Here is an 18,285-nt window from a genome sequence, read left to right on the forward strand (position 1 = left end):
TTCTCGGGTGGCATCAGGCTCCAGCCTATGGAAGTCGCTCACCTGGCCTGACCCTGGGCCAGAAGACCCCGGGTCACCGTGATCTGTGCGTCATGGCTGCGACGGGACACGAACAGGTGCGAGCCGGCCTGGCGGATCAACTCGTCCGCCTGTGGCGCTATGCTCTCGTGCTGTCCGGGCGTCGCGACGTGGCCGAGGATCTGGTGCAGGCGACGTGCCTCAGGGCACTGGAGCGCGCCCACCAGTTCGAGGCGGGATCGCGGCTCGATTTGTGGCTGATCTCCATCCTGCACAGCGTCTGGCTCAATGAGGTGCGCGCGCGCCGCATCCGGCAGGGCGAAGGGGTGGTCGAGGCCGGACAGGTGCTCAGCACCGACGGTGCCGGCGCGATGGAGGCGCATCTGCTCGCGGGACAGGTGCTGCGCGAGGTGGCGACATTGCCGGAGGGCCAGCGCATGGCGGTCTTCCTCGTCTATGGCGAGGGCATGAGCTATCGCGAGGCAGCGGACATACTTGCCGTTCCCATCGGCACGGTGATGAGCCGCCTGGCGGCGGCGCGGCTGGCGCTCGGCCACCGCATGGGAGGCATCAACGGCGAAGGACGCTCAAAGGCGGCGCACAGATGACAGACGACGACATCCATCCGTTCGACGCCACGCTGGTGGCCTTGCTCGACGGCATGCTGCCGCCGGACGAGGCCGAACGGGCGAGGCGGCGGATCGCCGCCGATCCCGTGCTCGCCGCCCGGCTGGACCAGCTCGCCGCCGGCGGCGGGCGGGCGCGCGATGCCTTCTCCGCCTTGCCACAGCCCCCGCCCGAGCTCGGCGCCTGGCTTGCAAGGCAGATAGCCGATGTCCCGAAAGTTCAGCCCATCCGCCGGCGCCCGGCATGGTTTGGCCTCCCAGCCCTGCGGATCGCCGCGGCGCTCGCCGCCATGCTGGCGGCCGGTATCTCCATCGGCTATTTCGCGGGCCGGATCGCTGGCCCGGAGAGCGTCGAGGAAGAAGAGCTGGCGGGGACTCCGGAGGAATGGCGCGAGGCTGTCGCGCGCTATCTCACCCTCTATACCGCCGATACGCTCGCCGGCCTGCCGGACGATACTGCGCTTCGGGACAGGCAATTGGCGGTGCTGACGAGCCATCTCGGCATTCCGCTTTCCGCGTCTAATGTCGCGGTGCCGGACCTGACCTTCAAACGCGCGCAGATCTTCGATTATGAGGGCAAGCCGCTCGGCCAGATCGCCTATGCCGACGCGCGAGGCGAGCCGGTGGCGCTCTGCATCCTGAAGCAGAAGCTGCCGGACGAGGGCCTCACGACCGAGGAGCGCCACGGCATCAACATCGTCTATTGGTCGAAGGCCGGGCGCGGCTATCTGCTCGCCGGCCGCCTGCCGCGCGAGCAACTGGAGACGATGGCGGTGGACGTCGCCCGGCGCCTGGCGGGCTAGAGCATTTCCCGATCAGATGGAATCATCTGATCGAAGAGGAATTGCTCCAGCTTATTGAATCGAGAGCACTCATCTGTCGTTCGGATGTTTCCATCCGAACGGAAAGGGCTCTAGAGCCCTTTTGTTACGCCGCGCTCCTCTCCTTCCGGCCCATGCGGGTGGAGACGAGCACGATGGCGAGGCACAGGATCGCCAGCAGCGTGAACAGCGCATTGACCACGGGGGTGAAGCCGAAACGCATCTGGTTGAACACCCAGATCGGCAAGGTCTGCTCCGATCCCGTCAGGAACAGCGTCACCATCACGTCGTCGGCCGACAGTGTCAGGCCGAGCAGCGCGCCGCCGATGATGGCGCTTCGGATCAGCGGCAGCAGGACATGAATGAGGCTGCGCCATTTGTCGGCGCCGAGGTCGAGCGAGGCTTCCATCAGCGAGGGGTCGAGCTGGCGCAGGCGTGCCAGCACCAGCATCATCGTCACCGGCATGACAAAGCTCGACTGCCCGATGATGGTCCTCATGAGGCCGGATGGGACAGAGGCCAGCTCGGTGCCGAGCACCATGACGATGCCGAGCACGACGCCGGGCGTCGCCAACGGCAAGGCGAGCGCGAACTCGCAGAAGCGCGCGCCCTTCACCCGGCCATAGTGCAGCAGCAGCGCGAAGCTGGTGCCGATCAGCGTGGAGAACATCACCACGCACAGCCCGACGACGAGCGAGCGGCGGGCGGCGGCGAGCAGGCTCGTATTGCTGACGAGGTCCTGATACCAGCGCAGGCTGAATTCCGCGATCGGGAAGGCCTGCAGTTCCGAGGCGCCGAACGAGAAGATCATCATCAGGATCAGCGGTGCATAGAGAAAGCCGATGGCGGCAAGCGATCCGACGATGCCGCCGACGCGCCCGATCCGGGCGGCCGCTCCGGCATGCGCGGGCGCGGCCTTCACCCCCTCGTCGCCTTGCAGGATGCCGCGCGTGGGGCACAGCCACAGCACCAGGCCGACGATCGCGCCCACGCTGAGGATCAGCACGATGGCGAGGGCGGAGCCATAAGGCCAGTTGTTCGCCATGCCGAACTGCGACGAGATCACCACGCCGATGGTGGTGCCGTCGATGCCGCCGACCATGGATGGCGTCACGTAGTCCCCGACGGTGACCAGGAAGGCCAGCGAGAAGCCGATGGCGAGGCCGCGCCGCGTGAGCGGCCAGACCACGTGCAGGAAGGTCTGGAATGCGGAGGCGCCGGCATCCTGCGAGGCCTCGAACAGCGCCTGCGGGATCTTCTCGAACGCGGTCAGGCAGGAGATGAAGATGAAGGGTATGGAAATATAGGCGAAGACGAGGATGACCGAGGCCGGCGTATAGAGAAAGGCTTCGGACGGCTTGTCGAGAATGCCGCTCGTCACCAGGAACGAGTTGAGCAAGCCGGACTGGCCGAGGATCAGCCGCCAGGCGAAGACCCGCATCAACAGGCTGATCCAGAGCGGGATGATGATGAGGACGACGAAGATCGCCTTGTTCCGCCGCACCACACGGGCGACATAATAGGCGAGCGGATAGGCGACCAGCGCGCCCACGACGCAGGCGAGGAAGCTAAGCCGCAACGTCCGCGCCAGCAAAGCCCAGAAGCCCGACGAATTATACAGGCGCGTATAGTTCACCAGTGAGGGCTCCAGCACCAGGAAGCCCTGCGAGGTCTTCAGGAAGCTGGTTCCGATCAGCAGCGCATTCGGCACCAGCACGATGAGAAGCAGCCAGACATAGATCGGCACGCCGCGCAGCCGGTCGAACACTGACCGGCTGTTCCGCTTCGCCATGCCGAGATCCATCACGCCATCCGCGACTGCATCAGTCATTGAAAACCCGCGCATTGGTGAGATCGAGACGCAGGCGCACAGGCTGGCCGGCACGGAAGCCGCCCTCGCGCGCGGCCGGCACGCTGGCGATGACGTTGAGGCCGCCGACCCGCACATTGACCTCGAAATTGGTGCCGAGGAACAGCACGTCCTCGACGGTGCCGGTGAGCCCGCCGGGCTCCTTCGCCTCGGCTTCCGGCACGATAGTCACCGCCTCGAAGCGCAAGGCGAGGCGCGCCGGGCCCTGTTTCGGCCCGACCAGATCCGGGAAGCTCTCGCCGGCGATGTTCGCGACCAGCCTGCCGTCGGCCGGTTCGAACAGGATCGGCATCAGGTTGGAGCGGCCGACGAACTGCGCCACGAATTCGGAGGTCGGCGCGAAATAGAGATCCTGCGCGGTGCCGAGCTGGGCGATGCGTCCGTCCCGCATGACCGCGATGCGGTTCGACATCGACAGCGCCTCGCCCTGGTCGTGGGTGACATAGATGAAGGCGATTCCGAGCTCCTTCTGCAGCGACACCAGCGTGTGCTGCATCTGCTGGCGCAGTTTCAGATCCAGCGCGCCGAGCGGCTCGTCCAGCAGCAGGATCTTCGGGCGGCAGACGATGGCCCGCGCCAGCGCCACGCGCTGGCGCTGGCCGCCGGACAATTGATGCGGCAGCCGGCTGGTGTAGGGCAGCATGTCGACCATTTCGAGCGCCTCGCCGGCCTTGCGGCGGCGCTCGGCCTTCGCTTCGCCCTGCATGCGCAGCGAATACTCGACATTGTCCTGCACGGTGAGATGCGGAAACAGCGCATAGCTCTGGAACACGGTGCGGACATCGCGCCGGTTCGGCGGCACTTCGGTGATATCGGCCCCGTCCATCAGGATGCGGCCGCGATCCGGCGTCTCGAACCCCGCAATCATCCTCAATATCGTGGTCTTGCCCGATCCGCTTGGCCCGAGGATGGAGAAGAACTCGCCGGGCGCGACGCGGAAGGAAACGCGGTCGAGGGCCGGCTTGGTGCCGCCGGGATAGGTCTTGTTGACACTCTCGACCGCCAGGATGCTCGCGGGGTTGTCGTTGCTCATCATGCAGCGTCCCTTGCCGTCAGAGGGTGCCGGCCTTGAAGTCGTTCCAGATCTGCAGCCGCCGATCCAGATCCTCGGGCTTCTGGTACACCACAAGCTTGTCCCAGAAGCCGGGGGCCTCGGTATCGAGGATGTTGGTGATCTTCAGCACGTCGTCGGTGAGGCCGGCCTGCTTCGCGATGCTCGGCGAGAGGACGCCGTTATTGGTCGACGTCTTGATGAAGCGGGCCTGCCACTGGCTGCTGAGATTGTCGTTGATGAACTTGTAGACGATCGGCCGATTGCCCTGCTTGGAGATGCCGGCGCAGTCGATCCAGGTCGGGGTGCCTTCCTTCGGCAAGGTGTATTTGAAGTTCTTGCCCTTGCCTTGCAGCGAGGTCACCACCGCCACGTTCTGGCAATACCCGATGACGGCGTCGCCGGCGGCATAGATGGTGGAGGCGTCGTCGAAGCCGCGCGCAATCACCCGCACCTGGCGGCGCAGGGCGCGCAGCGCCTCCTCGCACTTGGCGAATTCGGCCTCGGTCAGGTTGAAGGGATCCTTGGCGCCGACATAGAGCGCGATCATCGGGAAGGTGATCGTGCAGTCGTCGAACATGTTGACCTTGCCTTCATAGGCCTTGTCCCACAGGACAGCCCAGGTGTTCGGCTCCGGCACCACGTCGGCGTTAAACATCAGCGGCTGGGTTCCCCAATTATAGGGGATCCCGACGGTGCTGCCGCCGACATTGGTGTACTTCTTCCAGTCGAGCTGCGGGGTGATGTTCGCCGCGTTCGGCACCTTGGAGACGTCGATCTCCGTGATCAGGCCGGCGGTCTTGAAGCGCGGTAGCGAGCCGGTCTCGATGTACATGATGTCCGGCTTCACCGCGCCGGAGAAGGGCTGCGAGAACAACTCGTCGACCGAGCCGATGCGCACCGCCTTGACCTGCGTGTTGTTGGCCTTGCTCCATTCCTCGATCCAGGGGTCGTCGTGATAGGTCTCCCAGGTCAGGAGCGTGATGGTCTCCGCCGCCCAGGCATTGCGGATGATGGACGGCGCGGACAGCACAGCCGACGCCGCCGCGGCAGCTTTCAGCACATGGCGGCGGTTCACCGCCGGCAGGAAATCGTGACCAGACATAGTCCCCTCGCATTGTTTTGTGGCGGGTTGGGTGACCCGCGGACCGGCTTTGTGGTCGGCAAGCGGCGTGCCATGCCATGCCAGGTGCGCGGCCGGTCGGGGCACCAGGCGCCGCTACGATGCGAGCGCCCGGCGGGCTCGGCAAGCCGGTGGGTTCAAGCGATTGATTCGGGCCGATTATCCGCTGTGCTCGATGCCGCCTGTGCGGTGCCGGCGCGGCGGCGTGCGCGGCGCGAGCCAGGAGGGATCGTGACACTGCGGGAGACACCCGTCTCACTCTTGCGACGCGCGTGTCGATGCCGACAGCCGAGGTCCGGCCTGCCGTTGCCGGCGCCGGTTGAGATCGTGGCTGGAGAGGGATGACGGGGGCCGTGCGGCGCTGTCAGTGCAGGTCGTAATCGACGTAGCGCTGGGGACGCAGATTGTGCTGGCGCATCTTCCGATAGAGCGTGGCGCGGCTGATCTTCAACGCATCCGCCGTCTTCACCACATCGCCCGCGCATTTCGCCAACGCATCGGCGATGGCGGTGCGCTCGGCGGCATGGATGCTGTCGCGTGCGGTCGGTGCCGGCCGCGGGGCACAGTCCGGAACGGCGGATTCCGGACCGCGAGGCACCTCGTCGTCAAGCATAAGGTCTTCGGGCCGGATCCAGCCGCCTTCGCAGATCTGGGCGGCGCGCTGCAGGACGAATTTGAGCTCGCGCGCATTGCCGGGCCAGCGATGTCGGGCGAGACGCGCCAGCGCGTCTTCGGAGAGCCTCACGTCCTCGCCGCCGGCGACGCGGTCCAGCATGCGTTGCGCGAGCTGCGCGAAGTCCTCGCGGTCCCGGAGCGGCTGGAGCTGGATGACCACGCCGGCGAGGCGGTAATAGAGATCCTCGCGGAACAGCCCCTGGGCCACCCGCGTCTTGAGGTTCTGATTGGTGGCGGCGATGATCTGCACGTCGATGGTGCGGGTCTTGCCGGATCCGAGCGGACTCACCTCGCCGGATTCGAGCACGCGCAGCAGACGGGTCTGCAGCACCAGCGGCATGTCGCCGATCTCGTCGAGGAACAGGGTGCCGCCATCGGCTTCGATCAGCCGTCCCGGGCTGCCCTCGCGACGGGCGCCAGTGAAGGCGCCGACACCATAGCCGAACAGCTCGCTGTCGATCAGCGTCTCGGGAACCGCCGCGCAGTTGAAGGCGACAAAGGCACGCTCGGCGCGCCCGCCCTCCTGGTGCAGGGCTCTAGCGAGCGTGTCCTTGCCGGTACCGGTCTCGCCGAGGATAAGCACCGGAAGGCCGCGGCCATAGACCCGCTTGAGCAGCTTGAACTGGCTCCGTGCCGTCGCGGTGCTGCCGACGCATTCCTCGACATTGGGAGGCGCGTCGGCGCGGGCAGGGGTGCTGGAGCGCGCGGCCGGCTTCACTGGCGCGGTGGGGGATGGCGCGCCGGGCGATTGCCTGGCGGGGCGTTGCGGAGCGGGAGCAAAGGCGCTCGGCGTCTCGATGGCGAACAGGCTGTCGCGCCCCGCCCGGCGCAGGCTGATAGTGCCGCCGGAAGCGGCGACGCGGGAGAGCGTATCGGGATCGCGGTCGAAGATGGTCCACAACTCGGCCGGCCGTAGGGCGCCGTCCTGCCAGTTGAGCCAGTTGCGGGCGGCATGATTGGCGCCGACGATGAAATGCTCCCGGTCCAGTGCGAACAGCACTGGTCCCTGCGTGCCCGAGCGCCCGGACAGGATGATCCCGTCCCTGAACGCCATGCGGAACAACCGGTTGCTGAGACGTTCGGCGACGCGGCGCACCAGGCCGGAAGCGAGACGGAAGGTGGAGGGATCGACATCGGGATTGGCAGTGGCGAAATTGAGCACCCCGACCATCGCCGAATCCGGCGACAGGATCGGCGCCGAGGTGCAGGACAGCGCGGAGAAATCGCGGAAGAAATGCTGGGTGCCCTGAACGTCGGTCGGCCGTCGCTCGATGATGCAGGTGCCGACCCCATTGGTGCCGGCAATGCCTTCGCCCCACAGCGAACCGGCACGTTCAATGTCGACATTGCTGTCGGGATCGGTCCGGTAATGAAGGATCAGGCCGGCCATGTTGGACACGCTGGCGATGAAGCCGACGTCGGACAGCGGGCCGCCTATGTAGTCCAGCTCCTCTTCTGCCGCGGCCAGCGTCTGCTCGAACGGCTCGCAATGTTCGCGCAGCTCGCTGGAGCTGAGCACGACGATGCGCTGCTTGGAGGTGGGATCGAAGCGGTAGCGATCGACGCAGCGCCGCCACGACGCTTCCAGATTGACCGGGGCGCCGGCGAACACATCGACGGCCGAGCCGCTGCGCGGCGCCGCGGCGGGCAGTTGCGCACCCTTTCCGTCAGGCATCGGCTTTCCCTGGTCTAAGACAGTGAGCCCCTCGAATTTTGTGCGAATTTTAAGCCTGCCGTCAAGTTGAGCAGATATCGCCTATGTTTCGGTTCAGGACTGGTCGCCCTGCGCCGGTCTCAGTGGAAACGGGCCGGGCTGAACGCGTCCAGCGGCAGCTCGGACGGTCGTCCGGCCAGGAGGTCGGCGACCGCGCGCCCGGTAGTCGCGCCGGCGGCGAGGCCGACATGGCCGTGGCCGAAGGCATAGACGACGTCGCGGCTGCGGCGCGAAGGCCCGATCACCGGCAGGGAATCCGGGATGCTGGGGCGGAATCCCATCCAGAGCGACAGGCGTTCCTCGGAATAGGTGTCTCGCAAGGCGGGAAACAGCCGCTGGCCGAGCGTGAGCAGCTTGCGTGCGCGCCGCCAGTCCGGGTCGGCGTCAAGCCCGGCGAACTCCACGGTGCCGGCGAGGCGCAGGCCCATATCCATCGGTGTCGCCACGAACTTGCCGGCGGCATCGAGGATCGAGGTGCGCGGCACCGCCTCCGGATCCTTGATGATGATGTGATAGCCGCGTTCGGTGTCGAGCGGGACGGCATCACCGAGTTCGACCGTGAAGGGTCGCGAGCGCGCGCCGGCGGCGACGACGGCCGCGTCGGCCGGCACCTCGCCGGCATCGGTCTTCACGGCGACGAGGCGTTCGCCATCGAAGCTGAAGCTGCGTGCGGCGGCCACCAGGATCTTGCCGCCGTCGCGCTCGAAGGCGTCGGCGAGGGCGCGCACCAATTGGTTCGGGTTCGTGGTGTGGCCGTTGTCGGGGATGAACACGCCGAATTGGTAGTCGTGCGACAGGCTCGGCTCCTGCTGCCAGAGCGCGTCGCGTTCCAGCAGGTCGAAGCCGATGCCGTTGTCGCGGCGCAGCTTCCAGCCGAGCGCATCGCCTTCGAAATCCTGCTTCGAGCGATAGGCGACGAGATGACCGTTGCGACGCACGAGGTGTCCGGCGTTGGCATCGCGCACCAGCGGGGCATAGGCGCCGAAGGAGTCATGCAGCAGCGGGCGCAGCGCGGCGGCCTGGTGCGTAACCTTCTCGGGCGTGCCGGCTCGGACGAAGGCGAGGAGCCAGGGCGCGATCTTCGGCAGATAGCTCCAGCGGATCGACAGTGGCCCGAGCGGATCCAGCAGCCAGCCCGGCACTTTGCTCAAATTGCCGGGCATCGACATCGGCACCACCGAGGAGGCGTTGAGGCAGCCGGCATTGCCGAAGGACGAGCCCATGCCGATGCCGTCGGGCTCGATGATGGTGACGTCGTGCCCGTCGCGCAGCAGCCAGCTCGCGGCACACACGCCGATGACGCCGCCGCCGATCACGGCAACCCGGCGGCCGGTCTTCACTATCGCCATGACAAATGATCCAAGCTCAAGAGAGCGCCGCCGTCGGGGTGAAGGAGCGTAGAGCGTCGAAGCGCCCATCGACATAGAGCAGCGGCTGGATGGCGTCGTGGGACAGCTCGATCGCCATTACCTTGCCCAGGAACACGGTGTGGCTCTCGACGTCGATCGCGGTCTGTACCTCGCAATCGAAGCTGGCGAGCGCCACGGAAAGCGCGGGCGCGCCGGTGGTCAACGCTCGCCATTCGCACTGCGCGAAGCGGCGCTCGCGATGGGCCGAGGAGCTGAACAGGCGGGCGAGCTCGGCGTCGGTCTCCGAAAGGAGATTGACGCAGAACTTGCCCGAACGATGGATCGCGCCATGCGAGGAGACCTCGCGATTGACGCAGACCAGCAACAAGGGCGACGGCGCGGCGCATACCGAGGTGACGGAGGTCGCGACGAAGCCCTGGGGTGTCGTCTCGTCCATCGTGGTGACGATCGACACGCCGGAAGCCAGCCGGCGCATCCCGCGCTTGAACAGGTCAGCATCCGTCATCGCACACTCCCGCAACTGCTTTTCTTGTCGCCATGGTCCGGTTCCTCGTTCACGCGCCGGCCGCCGCGTTGGCAGCGATCGGATCGATGGAGGGGCTTTGCGCAACTGGCGTGCCAGACGCCGAAACCACCCGCGAGCGGGGCAATCTGGTCGGCCTGTCGCAAGCCGGCGTCGGCGGGCGCGAAAAAAATGAGACGCCCGTCTCTGGAGTGAGACGAGCCAAGCCTGCCCGGTCGTGCGACCGAGGGCAAATCGTGTCACCTGAAGCGCTTGCGGGTCGTGGCACGCCCCTTGCCATCCAGTGTCGGGAGTTCTTTCAAGCCACGAGGAAGATCATGAAACTATCTCTCTTCATGATGCCGATGCACAATATGAACAGACCGTATCCGCTGACGCTCGATGAAGACATCGAACAGTTTAGCCTCGCGGATGAACTCGGATTCGAAGAGGCCTGGGTCGGGGAGCACTATTCGTCGGACATCGAACAGATATCGTCTCCGCTGGTCTTCCTTGCATTCATGGCGTCGCGGACGAAGCAGATAAAGCTCGGCACCGGCGTGCTTGCCTTGCCTTACTACCACCCGGCGCAGCTTGCCTCGCATGTGGCGCTGGTCGACCAACTCACCAAGGGGCGCTTCATCTTCGGCATCGGCACTGGGGCGCTGGGGTCGGACATCGAGGTGCTCGGGCTCGAAGGCGCCAACCGCCAGGACATGATGCTCGACTCGATCGAGCTCATCAAAAAGATCTGGACGAGCGACCCGCCCTATGACTTCAAGGGCAAGTTCTGGAACATCAAGATCACCGAGAATGTCTGGCCGGATCTCGGCGTCGGTCCGCTGCCGAAGCCGCTCCAGCAGCCCTATCCGCCGATGGCAATATCCGTCAGCAGCCCGAATTCCAGCTCGATGCGCGTCGCCGCGCAGCACGACCTAATGCCGATCTCCGCCAATTTCGTCGCCTCCTGGGTCGTGAAGACGCATTGGGAGACCTATCTCGACGAGTGCCGCAAGCTTGGCAAGGTGGCGGACGGGAGCAAATGGCGCGTGGCCCGCAGCATCTTCGTCGCCGAGACCGACAAGGAGGCCGAGGCCTATGTGCAGAAGCCGGGCGGCGCCTATGACTGGTATTACGACTACATGTTCCAGGTCTATTCCCGCATGAAGGCCCCCGGCCTGCTGGCGCCCAGGCCCGACACCCCGCCGGAGAGCATCACCCATCAGATGGTGCGCGACAATTTCGTGATCTATGGCAGCCCCGAGACGGTGGCGCGCAAGCTGCTCGCTCTCAGGGACGAGGTCGGCCCGTTCGGGACGCTGATGATGACCGCCCACGACTGGTCGGACAAGGCGATCATGCGGCGTTCCATGGAATTGCTGGCCAATGACGTGATGCCGCGCGTCAATGCCGAGCTGAATGCGACACAAGCGGCGTGAAGCCGCGTCTTCCGGAGACTGCGATGACCGAACCGACTGTGCTCAAGCCCGGCCGACTGTGGTGGAACTGGTTTGGCGAGCAATATTTCGTCCCGCGCTACTCGGTGCGTCCGCGCTCCGAGGAGGAGGTTCGGCAGGCCGTGCTGGAAGCGCGCAGGCTCGGCGTGCCGGTGCGGGCGAGCGGGGCGGGGCATTCCAACCCCGCAGTGGTGCCGACGCCCGGCGTGCATATCGATTTCGATGATTTCCGGGAGGTCATCGCGGTCGACAAGGAGAAGCGACAGGTCACGATCCAGCCGGGCATGCGGGTCGGCGACGTCAGCCGCTATCTGCGCACGCAAGGCATGTCGCTCAATAATCAGGGCGACATCGATACGCAGACCGCCATCGGCGCGATCATGACCGGCACGCACGGCGCCGGCGTGACGCTGCCGTGCCTGTCGAACCAGATGATCGCGGCGCGCATCGTCACCGCCGACGGGGAGTTCCTCGACCTGTCGGCGGAGAAGGACGGCGAATTGTTCCGGGCCTTCCGCTGCTCGATCGGCATGTTCGGCGTGGTGGTGTCGCTGACCCTGCAGGCGGTGCCGTCGTACAACATCCACAAGAGATCGTGGAACACGGATGTCGAGGATTGCCTGGACGGACTACACCAGCGCTTGGCCGACAACCGCACGTTCTGGTTCTTCTGGCTGCCGATCAAGGAGTCGGCGGATCTCTATGAGCTGCCGGGCGGCAGCGTGCCCTCCAGTGCGACTCGCGACTACGACATCTGCCACATGCGCACCTACAATGCGGTGCCGGTCGGCGAGGCGGCGCCGCTCCTGAAGGAGGGCGAGCAGTTCGACCACAGCTCGGTGATCTTCCCGAACAGCTACATCCCGAACTTCCGCGAGATCGAATATGCGGTGCCGTTCGGGCGCTTCGAGGAGGCGTTCGCCGAGGTGCGCGATCTGTTCCAGACCAAATACCCGACCGCGCAGTATCCGGTCGAATGCCGACCGGTGAAGGCCGACGATACCTATCTCAGCGCCTATGCCGAGCGCGACGGCTACGCACTCTCGATTTCCGGCCCGATGGAATTTGCAAGCTGGGCGATGCTGCAGGACTTCGACGAGTTGCTCGATCGCTACGATGCCCGCCCGCATTGGGGCAAGCACCACTTCATGACGGCGGCACGGCTGGAGCGCATCTATCCGCGCTACGACGCGTTCAAGAAGATTCGCCGCGAGATCGATCCCGACGGTGTGTTCCTGAACGATCATCTGCGCCCGCTGTTCGCGTGAGTGCCTGACCGATAATTCCCAGATGGAACCGTCATCCCCGGCCTTGTGCCGGGGATCTCGATTCCGGACAGCGCGTCAGTGGCCGAGATGGCCGGCACAAGGCCGGCCATGACGTGGGAATGGCCCGCTTCCGAGGCTGCACGGCGCGAAAGCAAGAGCGCTCGTCGTCAAGGCTACTCGACCTTGCTCTTTTCCTCGACGATCCTGTTCTTGATGATCTCGCGCAGCGTCTGCGCAAGATTTGGCGTGGCGCTCGAGCAGGTGACCAGGATCTCGCTGGAGGGCTCCACCAGCGACAGGTAGCCGTGCTTCATGCTGCTGTCGAGATAGACGCTGTCGCCGGGTTCGAGATCGGTCGGCTCGTAATATTCGCTGAAGACGCGCACCTTGCCCTTCACCACTTGCACGAACTCCTCGCCGACGTGCGAGGTCAGTTCGCCGATGTGTTCCGGCCGCGTGGCCCGGATTTCGATGTGGATCGGGATGATCCGCTTATGGGCGACGTCCGAGCAGAGATAAGTGTAGGTGTAATAATTGGTGTCGAGCTTCTGCCCCTCGAACTGGCGGCTGATGCTGCGGCGGGCGAGGACGACCGCGGGCGGGTTGGCCTCGGCGGTCTGCGGGTCGAGCAGGTCGGCGATCTCGACGCCGAGACCGCGGCTGAGTTGCAGCACCTTGTCGAAGCTGGGGGACAAGAGGCCGTTCTCGATCTTGGACAAAGTGGACGCGGCGATGCCGGTCATCGAGCTGACATCGGCCAGCGTCCAGCCATGATGGGCGCGACGGTCGCGCAGCAGCTTGCCCAGCGCGGGAGCCTCATTGTTCATCCGTTCGCCCCGATCAGCCAATTCACGTCAATGCCTACTCATCACTGAAACGCCGGTCATTTCAACGCGCTCGCACTATCCGTCATCGTCGTGCCATCGTCTCCTTAAGCGACATCGCGCCGAGAACGGCAAGCGTGATTGTAACAACCAGGACGATGGAGACGAGGGCGTTCACCTCGGGGGTGAAGCCCACCCGCATCATCGCCCACAGCCGGATCGGCAAGGTCGCGTCGCCGCCGACCAGGAAGAAGGTCACCAGCGTCTCGTCGAACGACAAAGTGAAGGCGAGCAGGCCGCTGGTGACCAGGGCCGAGCGCAACTGCGGCAGCACCACATGCAGGAAGGTCTGCCAACCATTGGCACCGAGATCGAGCGAGGCCTCGATCTGGCTGTCCTCCAGGCTTTCCAGCCGGATCATCACCATCCGGTAGATGATGGCGAGGATCAGCACGACGTGCCCGATGGTGACGGTGACGAGGCTGCGCTCCAGACCCACTTCGCGGAAGGCGATGAGCAGCGAGATGCCGGTGATGATGGCCGGCAGCACGAAGGGCAGGAAGATCACGAACTCCAGGAAGGCCCGGCCGCGGCGCACCCCGGTCTTCATGTAATAGGCGAGGCCGAGCGCCAGCGCGGTGGCGAGCACCACGGCGCAGGCGCCGACCAGCAGCGTGTTGCCGAGCGCCGCGAGCATCTGCGGATTGTCGCCGAGCCGGGCGTACCACTGGAAGCCGAAGCTGCCCCAGTCGATGCCCTCGCGGTTGATGTCGAAGAACGACAGCAGCACCACCATGAAGGCGGGGCCGTAGAGCACGACGAAGACGAGGGCGCCGATCGCCCACAGCAGCGTGATGGTGATGCGCTCGGTGGCGGTCATTTCACCCTCGCATGGCGGGAGATGGCGGCCGCGACCAGGATGATGAGCACGACCGAGAGCAGCAGCACTACGGCGAGCGCGGCGCCGAACGGCCAGTTGAAGGCCATGCCGAACTGGCTCCAGATGGCGCGGCCGAAGGTGAAGCCCTGGTTGCCGCCGACCATTTGCGGCGTGAGATAGTCGCCCAGCGCCAGCACCATGACGAACAGCGCGCCGACGATCGAGCCGGGCAGGCTGAGCGGCAAGACCACATTGCGGAAAGTCTGGCCCGGCCGGCCGCCGAGATCGGCTGAGGCCGCCAGCAGCGACGGCGAGATGCGCTCCAGCGACAGGAAGATCGGCAGGATGGCATAGGGCAGGTAGATCACCGCCATGGTGATCATCACCGCGGTCTGGTTGAAGATGAACAGCTTGCTCGGCGTATCCAGGATGCCGGTATGGACCAGCAGCCAGTTCAGGAAGCCGTTATAGCCGAGGATGTTGCGCATCGCGTAGATCTTGACGATGTAGTTCATCGCCAGCGGGATCACGCTGAGCAGCAGCAGCAAGTAGCGCAGCCGGCCTTCCAGCCGCCACACCAGATAGGCGATGATGTAGCCGAAGATCAGGCTGGTGGCGGCGACGATGCTGGCAAGCCAGAGCGTGCCGATGAAGACGCCGCGATAGACCGGCTTGGCCAGGAAATCGATGTAGTTCGCCAGTGTGAAGGTCTGCACCACCTGGCCGTCGACCGTGGTCCAGAAGCTGTAGACCAGGAAGGTCGCCAGCGGCACCAGGATCAGCAGCACCGGCAGCCCATAGACCGCCAGCCGCAGCGCGATGCGGCGCAGCTGCCGGCGGTGCGGGGAGGGGGCGCCGGCGATCATCGGACCGGCGCCGGATGCGGCGAGCGAGAGATCGGTCATGGCCCGCCTCACGCCGTGAGGACGCTGACATCAGCGTCGGACCAGCGCAGCGGCACCGGCCCGCCGACGCCGATCGCGCCACCCAGATCCGGCGTCGGCAAGCGCACCTTGACGGTGTGCGGCGAGCCTTCGCCAAGGCGCACCACGAGCTGGGTAGTGGCGCCGAGAAAGGTGAGGCTCTCCAGATGGCCAACCATCGAGCGCTGGTCGGCCGCGTCCTTGCCGGTTTCGCCGATGCTGAAGCTCTCCGGCCGGATGGCGATCGAGACGGCGTCGGCCGGTCCCACACCTTGCAAGGCATGACCGCCGAGCGGGCTCTCGATCGCCGGGGAGGAGCCGGTCAGTCGCGCCGGCAAGATGTTGTTCTCGCCGAAGAATTTCGCCACGAACTCGCTCTGCGGACGGTAATAGATGTCCTTCGGCGTGCCGACCTGCTCGACCTTGCCATGATCCATGACCACGATGCGATCCGACATCGAGATCGCCTCTTCCTGGTCGTGGGTGATGAAGACGAAGGTGGTGCGGATGCGCCGCTGGAGGGCTTTCAGGAAGTCCTGCATCGAGCGGCGCAGCTCGGCATCGAGCGCGCCGAGCGGCTCGTCGAGCAGCACCACCCTGGGCTCGCAAACGATGGCGCGGGCAAGCGCCACGCGCTGGCGCTGCCCGCCGCTGAGCTCGGCGGGATAGCGGGCGGCCTTGTCGGCGAGGTCGACGATGGCGAGCACGTCCGCGACCTTGCGCTCGATCTCTTGGCGCGGGCGCCCGCGCATCTTCAGCCCGTAGCCGACATTCTTCGCCACGCTCATGTGCGGGAACAGCGCGTAGTCCTGGAATACGGTGTTGAAGGGCCGCTCGAAGATCGGCATGTCGGTGATGTCGATGCCGTCGAGCAGGATGCGACCCATACTCGGCGGCGTGAAGCCGCCGAGCATGCGCAGTATGGTGGTCTTTCCGGAACCGGAGGGCCCGAGGATGGTGAGGAACTCGCCGTCGCCGATCACCAGGTCGATCGGCTTCAGCACATTCACCGCGCCATAGGATTTGCCGACCCCGGCAAGATGGATGAGGTTGCGGAAGCTCATGCCGGCATCTGCTCCGGTGTTGGGGGCGTCGATCATTCGACCGGCGTCGCCTTGATCTCGTTCCACAGATCGATGCGCCGCGCGAAATTCTCCGGCGCCTGCAGGAAGACCAGCTTGTCGGCATAGGTCAGGCCGATCGCCGCATTGGCGTCGGCGTTGGTGGTGTTGCCGTAACCGGTCTTCTCGCTGATATAGGTGCCGACCTTCTTGTCCAGCATGGCATCGATCCAGGCATGGGCAAGCTCCGGATCGCGGGCGCCGGCGCTGATCGCCCAGCAGTCGATCCAGCCGATGGCGCCTTCCTTCGGAATGGTCAGCCCGACATCGACGCCCTTCTTCTGCAGCATCGGCGCCTGCGGCTCGCCCATCGACATCATCAGGTCGACGCCGCCCTGGGCGAAGATGCTGACCCCATCATCGAAGCCGGCATAATAGGTCGAGACAAAGCGCTTCTGGTCCAGGAGCTTCGCCTTGATCTCGGCGAACTGCGCGTCCGTCAGGTTGAACGGGTCCTTGTAGCCGAGCAGCAGCGCGGTGGTGACGATCGCGTTGTTGGCGTCGTCCATGGCGATGATGCGGCCCTTGTACTTCTCGTCCCAGAGCACACTCCAACTCGCGGGAGCCTGCGCGAACACCTTCTTGTCATAGATCAGCGGGATCGACCCCCAGGCGAACGGGACGGCAAAAGGCTTGCCGTCGAACACGATGGCGGAAACATCGCGGAACGCCGGCAGCAGGTTCTTCGCATTGGGGATCTTGGAGAGATCGACCGGCTGGATCAGCTTTTCCTGCGTCAGGCGCTTGTAGGACGAGGTCTCGATGGCGATGACATCGAAATCCTGGCCCTTCGAGGCCGTCATTTTGGCGAAGATCTCGTCGACGCTGCCGGTATAGGTGATCTTCACCTTGGCACCGGTCTTGGCCTCGAAAGCCTTCACCCAGGGCTCGTCGGCATAGCCTTCCCACGTGAGGATGCGCAGTTCCTTGGGGGCAGCCGTCGCCGGGGCGAGCGTGCCGGCCAATAGCAGTCCGGCAAGACCGGCGGCGGCGCCGGTCACGAAATCGCGTCTGTGCATGGAAGTCGTCCTCTGGATTGTTTTTAGGTCGTCCGTTCACGCGGCGGGAGAGACAGTCACCGTTTCGGCGGCGGCATAGTTCACCTCGGTGCGGTGCCAGCCTTCCGCATGCTTCTGCCAATAGAGTTCCTTCAGCCGCAGGCTCACCGGGCCGGGGGCGTCGTTGCTCATGATGTGGCCGTCGACCCGCGAGATCGGCATCACGCCGCCCGCGGTCGTGGTGCAGAACATCTCGTCCGCCTGCATCAGATCCTCGCGGCGCAACGGCGCGATGCGGGCGGGCAGGCCGGTCATCGCGCAGAGCTCGAGTACCGAGCGGCGGGTGATGCCCTCCAGCGCGCCGCGATCCGGGGTGAGCACCTCGCCGCCGCGGACCATGAACACGTTGAAGCCCGGTCCTTCGGTGACGAAGCCGTCGGTGTCGAGCAGCACGGCGGTGTCGGCCCCGGCATCGTGCGCTTCGAACAGGCCGCGCGTCAGGTCGCCCCAATGATAATTCTTCATGGTCGGGTCGATCGAGGCGGCCGGGATGCGCGTCACCGAGGCGATGTGGAGATGCGCGCCGCGCGCCTGGACGTCGAGCGGAATGACGTCGATCCATGGAATGGCATAGGCGCTGAAGAGGTTGTCGCAGTCCGCCGGGCGGCGCGAGCCGAAGACCCGCGGGCGGCCGCGGGTGCAGATCATGGCGACATAGGCGTCGCGCAGGCCGGTGAGCGCCACGCAGCGATCGAGGATCGCCGCGATCTCGGCGCGGCTATAGGGCGGCGCCAGCCGGAAGCCGGCGAGCGAGCGCTCGAACCGGTCAAGGTGATCTTCGAGCCGGAAGAAGCCGCCATGGCGGACATGGACGACGTCATAGGTCACATCCGAGCGGCTGAAGCCCCAGTCGAGGAGCGAGACCCGGGCTTCCCTGGCGGGCACATAGCGGCCTTCGACGAAGGCGGCGCCTTGGGAGAAGTCATGAGCGTCGGAGGTCATGCGTCAAAAGTCCTGCGAGTTGTTCAGGCGGCTTGCAGGTTA

The 18,285-nt window shown here is 65.6% G+C and carries 16 protein-coding genes; 4 read left to right on the forward strand and 12 right to left on the reverse strand.

What is annotated here, in order from left to right:
* The first annotated feature begins 92 nt into the window (after positions 1 to 92).
* Positions 93 to 626 (forward strand): RNA polymerase sigma factor, encoded by a 534-nt coding sequence (locus G3545_RS23290; RefSeq protein ID WP_170016134.1) that lies wholly within the window; start codon positions 93 to 95, stop codon positions 624 to 626.
* On the forward strand, positions 623 to 1,447 hold the full coding sequence (locus G3545_RS23295; protein ID WP_170016136.1) for a hypothetical protein: 825 nt from the start codon (positions 623 to 625) through the stop codon (positions 1,445 to 1,447). The genes G3545_RS23290 and G3545_RS23295 overlap by 4 nt, the downstream gene beginning before the upstream one ends.
* A 124-nt stretch (positions 1,448 to 1,571) precedes the next feature.
* Here the strand turns inward: G3545_RS23295 and G3545_RS23300 are convergent, their stop codons facing one another.
* From G3545_RS23300 to G3545_RS23325, 6 genes are all read right to left on the reverse strand, one after another.
* On the reverse strand, positions 1,572 to 3,257 hold the full coding sequence (locus G3545_RS23300; protein WP_246702934.1) for an ABC transporter permease subunit: 1,686 nt from the start codon (positions 3,255 to 3,257) through the stop codon (positions 1,572 to 1,574).
* 31 nt (positions 3,258 to 3,288) lie between these two features.
* Positions 3,289 to 4,368 (reverse strand): ABC transporter ATP-binding protein, encoded by a 1,080-nt coding sequence (locus tag G3545_RS23305; RefSeq protein ID WP_170016139.1) that lies wholly within the window; start codon positions 4,366 to 4,368, stop codon positions 3,289 to 3,291.
* Between the two features lie 19 nt (positions 4,369 to 4,387).
* Entirely contained in the window at positions 4,388 to 5,491 is a 1,104-nt protein-coding gene (locus tag G3545_RS23310) for an extracellular solute-binding protein (RefSeq protein WP_170016141.1), read from the reverse strand.
* 382 nt (positions 5,492 to 5,873) lie between these two features.
* Entirely contained in the window at positions 5,874 to 7,859 is a 1,986-nt protein-coding gene (locus tag G3545_RS23315) for a sigma-54-dependent Fis family transcriptional regulator (RefSeq protein ID WP_170016143.1), read from the reverse strand.
* 119 nt (positions 7,860 to 7,978) lie between these two features.
* Positions 7,979 to 9,247, reverse strand: a complete 1,269-nt coding sequence (locus G3545_RS23320; RefSeq protein ID WP_170016145.1) for an FAD-dependent oxidoreductase — start codon at positions 9,245 to 9,247, stop codon at positions 7,979 to 7,981.
* 16 nt (positions 9,248 to 9,263) lie between these two features.
* Positions 9,264 to 9,773 (reverse strand): flavin reductase family protein, encoded by a 510-nt coding sequence (locus G3545_RS23325; protein ID WP_170016147.1) that lies wholly within the window; start codon positions 9,771 to 9,773, stop codon positions 9,264 to 9,266.
* 335 nt (positions 9,774 to 10,108) lie between these two features.
* Here G3545_RS23325 and G3545_RS23330 point away from each other — a divergent pair, with 335 nt between their 5' ends.
* Together G3545_RS23330 and G3545_RS23335 are read left to right on the forward strand one after the other, a co-directional pair.
* The gene (locus G3545_RS23330; RefSeq protein ID WP_170016149.1) at positions 10,109 to 11,209 is read left to right on the forward strand and encodes an LLM class flavin-dependent oxidoreductase; all 1,101 of its coding nucleotides are present in this window, start codon (positions 10,109 to 10,111) and stop codon (positions 11,207 to 11,209) included.
* Positions 11,210 to 11,232: 23 nt separating this feature from the next.
* Positions 11,233 to 12,495, forward strand: coding sequence for a D-arabinono-1,4-lactone oxidase (locus G3545_RS23335; RefSeq protein ID WP_170016151.1), 1,263 nt, complete (start codon positions 11,233 to 11,235; stop codon positions 12,493 to 12,495).
* A 173-nt stretch (positions 12,496 to 12,668) separates the two neighbouring features.
* Here the strand turns inward: G3545_RS23335 and G3545_RS23340 are convergent, their stop codons facing one another.
* The 6 genes from G3545_RS23340 to G3545_RS23365 form a co-directional block, all read right to left on the reverse strand.
* Positions 12,669 to 13,322 carry an XRE family transcriptional regulator gene (locus G3545_RS23340; protein WP_170016153.1) on the reverse strand — a complete coding sequence of 218 codons (654 nt, stop codon included), beginning with the start codon at positions 13,320 to 13,322 and terminating at the stop codon, positions 12,669 to 12,671.
* An 82-nt stretch (positions 13,323 to 13,404) separates the two neighbouring features.
* Entirely contained in the window at positions 13,405 to 14,199 is a 795-nt protein-coding gene (locus tag G3545_RS23345; protein ID WP_170016155.1) for an ABC transporter permease, read from the reverse strand.
* On the reverse strand, positions 14,196 to 15,104 hold the full coding sequence (locus G3545_RS23350) for an ABC transporter permease (RefSeq protein ID WP_246702541.1): 909 nt from the start codon (positions 15,102 to 15,104) through the stop codon (positions 14,196 to 14,198). The genes G3545_RS23345 and G3545_RS23350 overlap by 4 nt, the downstream gene beginning before the upstream one ends.
* 8 nt (positions 15,105 to 15,112) lie before the next feature.
* Positions 15,113 to 16,222 (reverse strand): ABC transporter ATP-binding protein, encoded by a 1,110-nt coding sequence (locus tag G3545_RS23355; RefSeq protein ID WP_246702542.1) that lies wholly within the window; start codon positions 16,220 to 16,222, stop codon positions 15,113 to 15,115.
* The gene (locus tag G3545_RS23360; protein ID WP_170016157.1) at positions 16,219 to 17,262 is read right to left on the reverse strand and encodes an ABC transporter substrate-binding protein; all 1,044 of its coding nucleotides are present in this window, start codon (positions 17,260 to 17,262) and stop codon (positions 16,219 to 16,221) included. The genes G3545_RS23355 and G3545_RS23360 overlap by 4 nt, the downstream gene beginning before the upstream one ends.
* Before the next feature lie 36 nt (positions 17,263 to 17,298).
* Positions 17,299 to 18,243 (reverse strand): aminotransferase class IV, encoded by a 945-nt coding sequence (locus G3545_RS23365; RefSeq protein ID WP_170016159.1) that lies wholly within the window; start codon positions 18,241 to 18,243, stop codon positions 17,299 to 17,301.
* Positions 18,244 to 18,285 lie beyond the last annotated feature (42 nt).

It is taken from the genome of Starkeya sp. ORNL1, assembly GCF_012971745.1.
In the GTDB taxonomy this organism is placed as follows: domain Bacteria; phylum Pseudomonadota; class Alphaproteobacteria; order Rhizobiales; family Xanthobacteraceae; genus Ancylobacter.

Bases quoted from the DNA above. Each gene is read 5' to 3' on its own strand.
- G3545_RS23325 (WP_170016147.1), bottom strand. From the start codon at position 9,773: ATGACGGATGCTGACCTGTTCAAGCGCGGGATGCGCCGGCTGGCTTCC.
- G3545_RS23335 (WP_170016151.1), top strand. From the start codon at position 11,233: ATGACCGAACCGACTGTGCTCAAGCCCGGCCGACTGTGGTGGAACTGG.
- G3545_RS23360 (WP_170016157.1), bottom strand. From the start codon at position 17,262: ATGCACAGACGCGATTTCGTGACCGGCGCCGCCGCCGGTCTTGCCGGA.
- G3545_RS23330 (WP_170016149.1), top strand. From the start codon at position 10,109: ATGAAACTATCTCTCTTCATGATGCCGATGCACAATATGAACAGACCG.
- G3545_RS23290 (WP_170016134.1), top strand. From the start codon at position 93: ATGGCTGCGACGGGACACGAACAGGTGCGAGCCGGCCTGGCGGATCAA.
- G3545_RS23315 (WP_170016143.1), bottom strand. From the start codon at position 7,859: ATGCCTGACGGAAAGGGTGCGCAACTGCCCGCCGCGGCGCCGCGCAGC.
- G3545_RS23305 (WP_170016139.1), bottom strand. From the start codon at position 4,368: ATGAGCAACGACAACCCCGCGAGCATCCTGGCGGTCGAGAGTGTCAAC.
- G3545_RS23300 (WP_246702934.1), bottom strand. From the start codon at position 3,257: ATGGCGAAGCGGAACAGCCGGTCAGTGTTCGACCGGCTGCGCGGCGTG.
- G3545_RS23365 (WP_170016159.1), bottom strand. From the start codon at position 18,243: ATGACCTCCGACGCTCATGACTTCTCCCAAGGCGCCGCCTTCGTCGAA.
- G3545_RS23355 (WP_246702542.1), bottom strand. From the start codon at position 16,222: ATGATCGACGCCCCCAACACCGGAGCAGATGCCGGCATGAGCTTCCGC.
- G3545_RS23320 (WP_170016145.1), bottom strand. From the start codon at position 9,247: ATGGCGATAGTGAAGACCGGCCGCCGGGTTGCCGTGATCGGCGGCGGC.
- G3545_RS23295 (WP_170016136.1), top strand. From the start codon at position 623: ATGACAGACGACGACATCCATCCGTTCGACGCCACGCTGGTGGCCTTG.
- G3545_RS23340 (WP_170016153.1), bottom strand. From the start codon at position 13,322: ATGAACAATGAGGCTCCCGCGCTGGGCAAGCTGCTGCGCGACCGTCGC.
- G3545_RS23310 (WP_170016141.1), bottom strand. From the start codon at position 5,491: ATGTCTGGTCACGATTTCCTGCCGGCGGTGAACCGCCGCCATGTGCTG.
- G3545_RS23345 (WP_170016155.1), bottom strand. From the start codon at position 14,199: ATGACCGCCACCGAGCGCATCACCATCACGCTGCTGTGGGCGATCGGC.
- G3545_RS23350 (WP_246702541.1), bottom strand. From the start codon at position 15,104: ATGACCGATCTCTCGCTCGCCGCATCCGGCGCCGGTCCGATGATCGCC.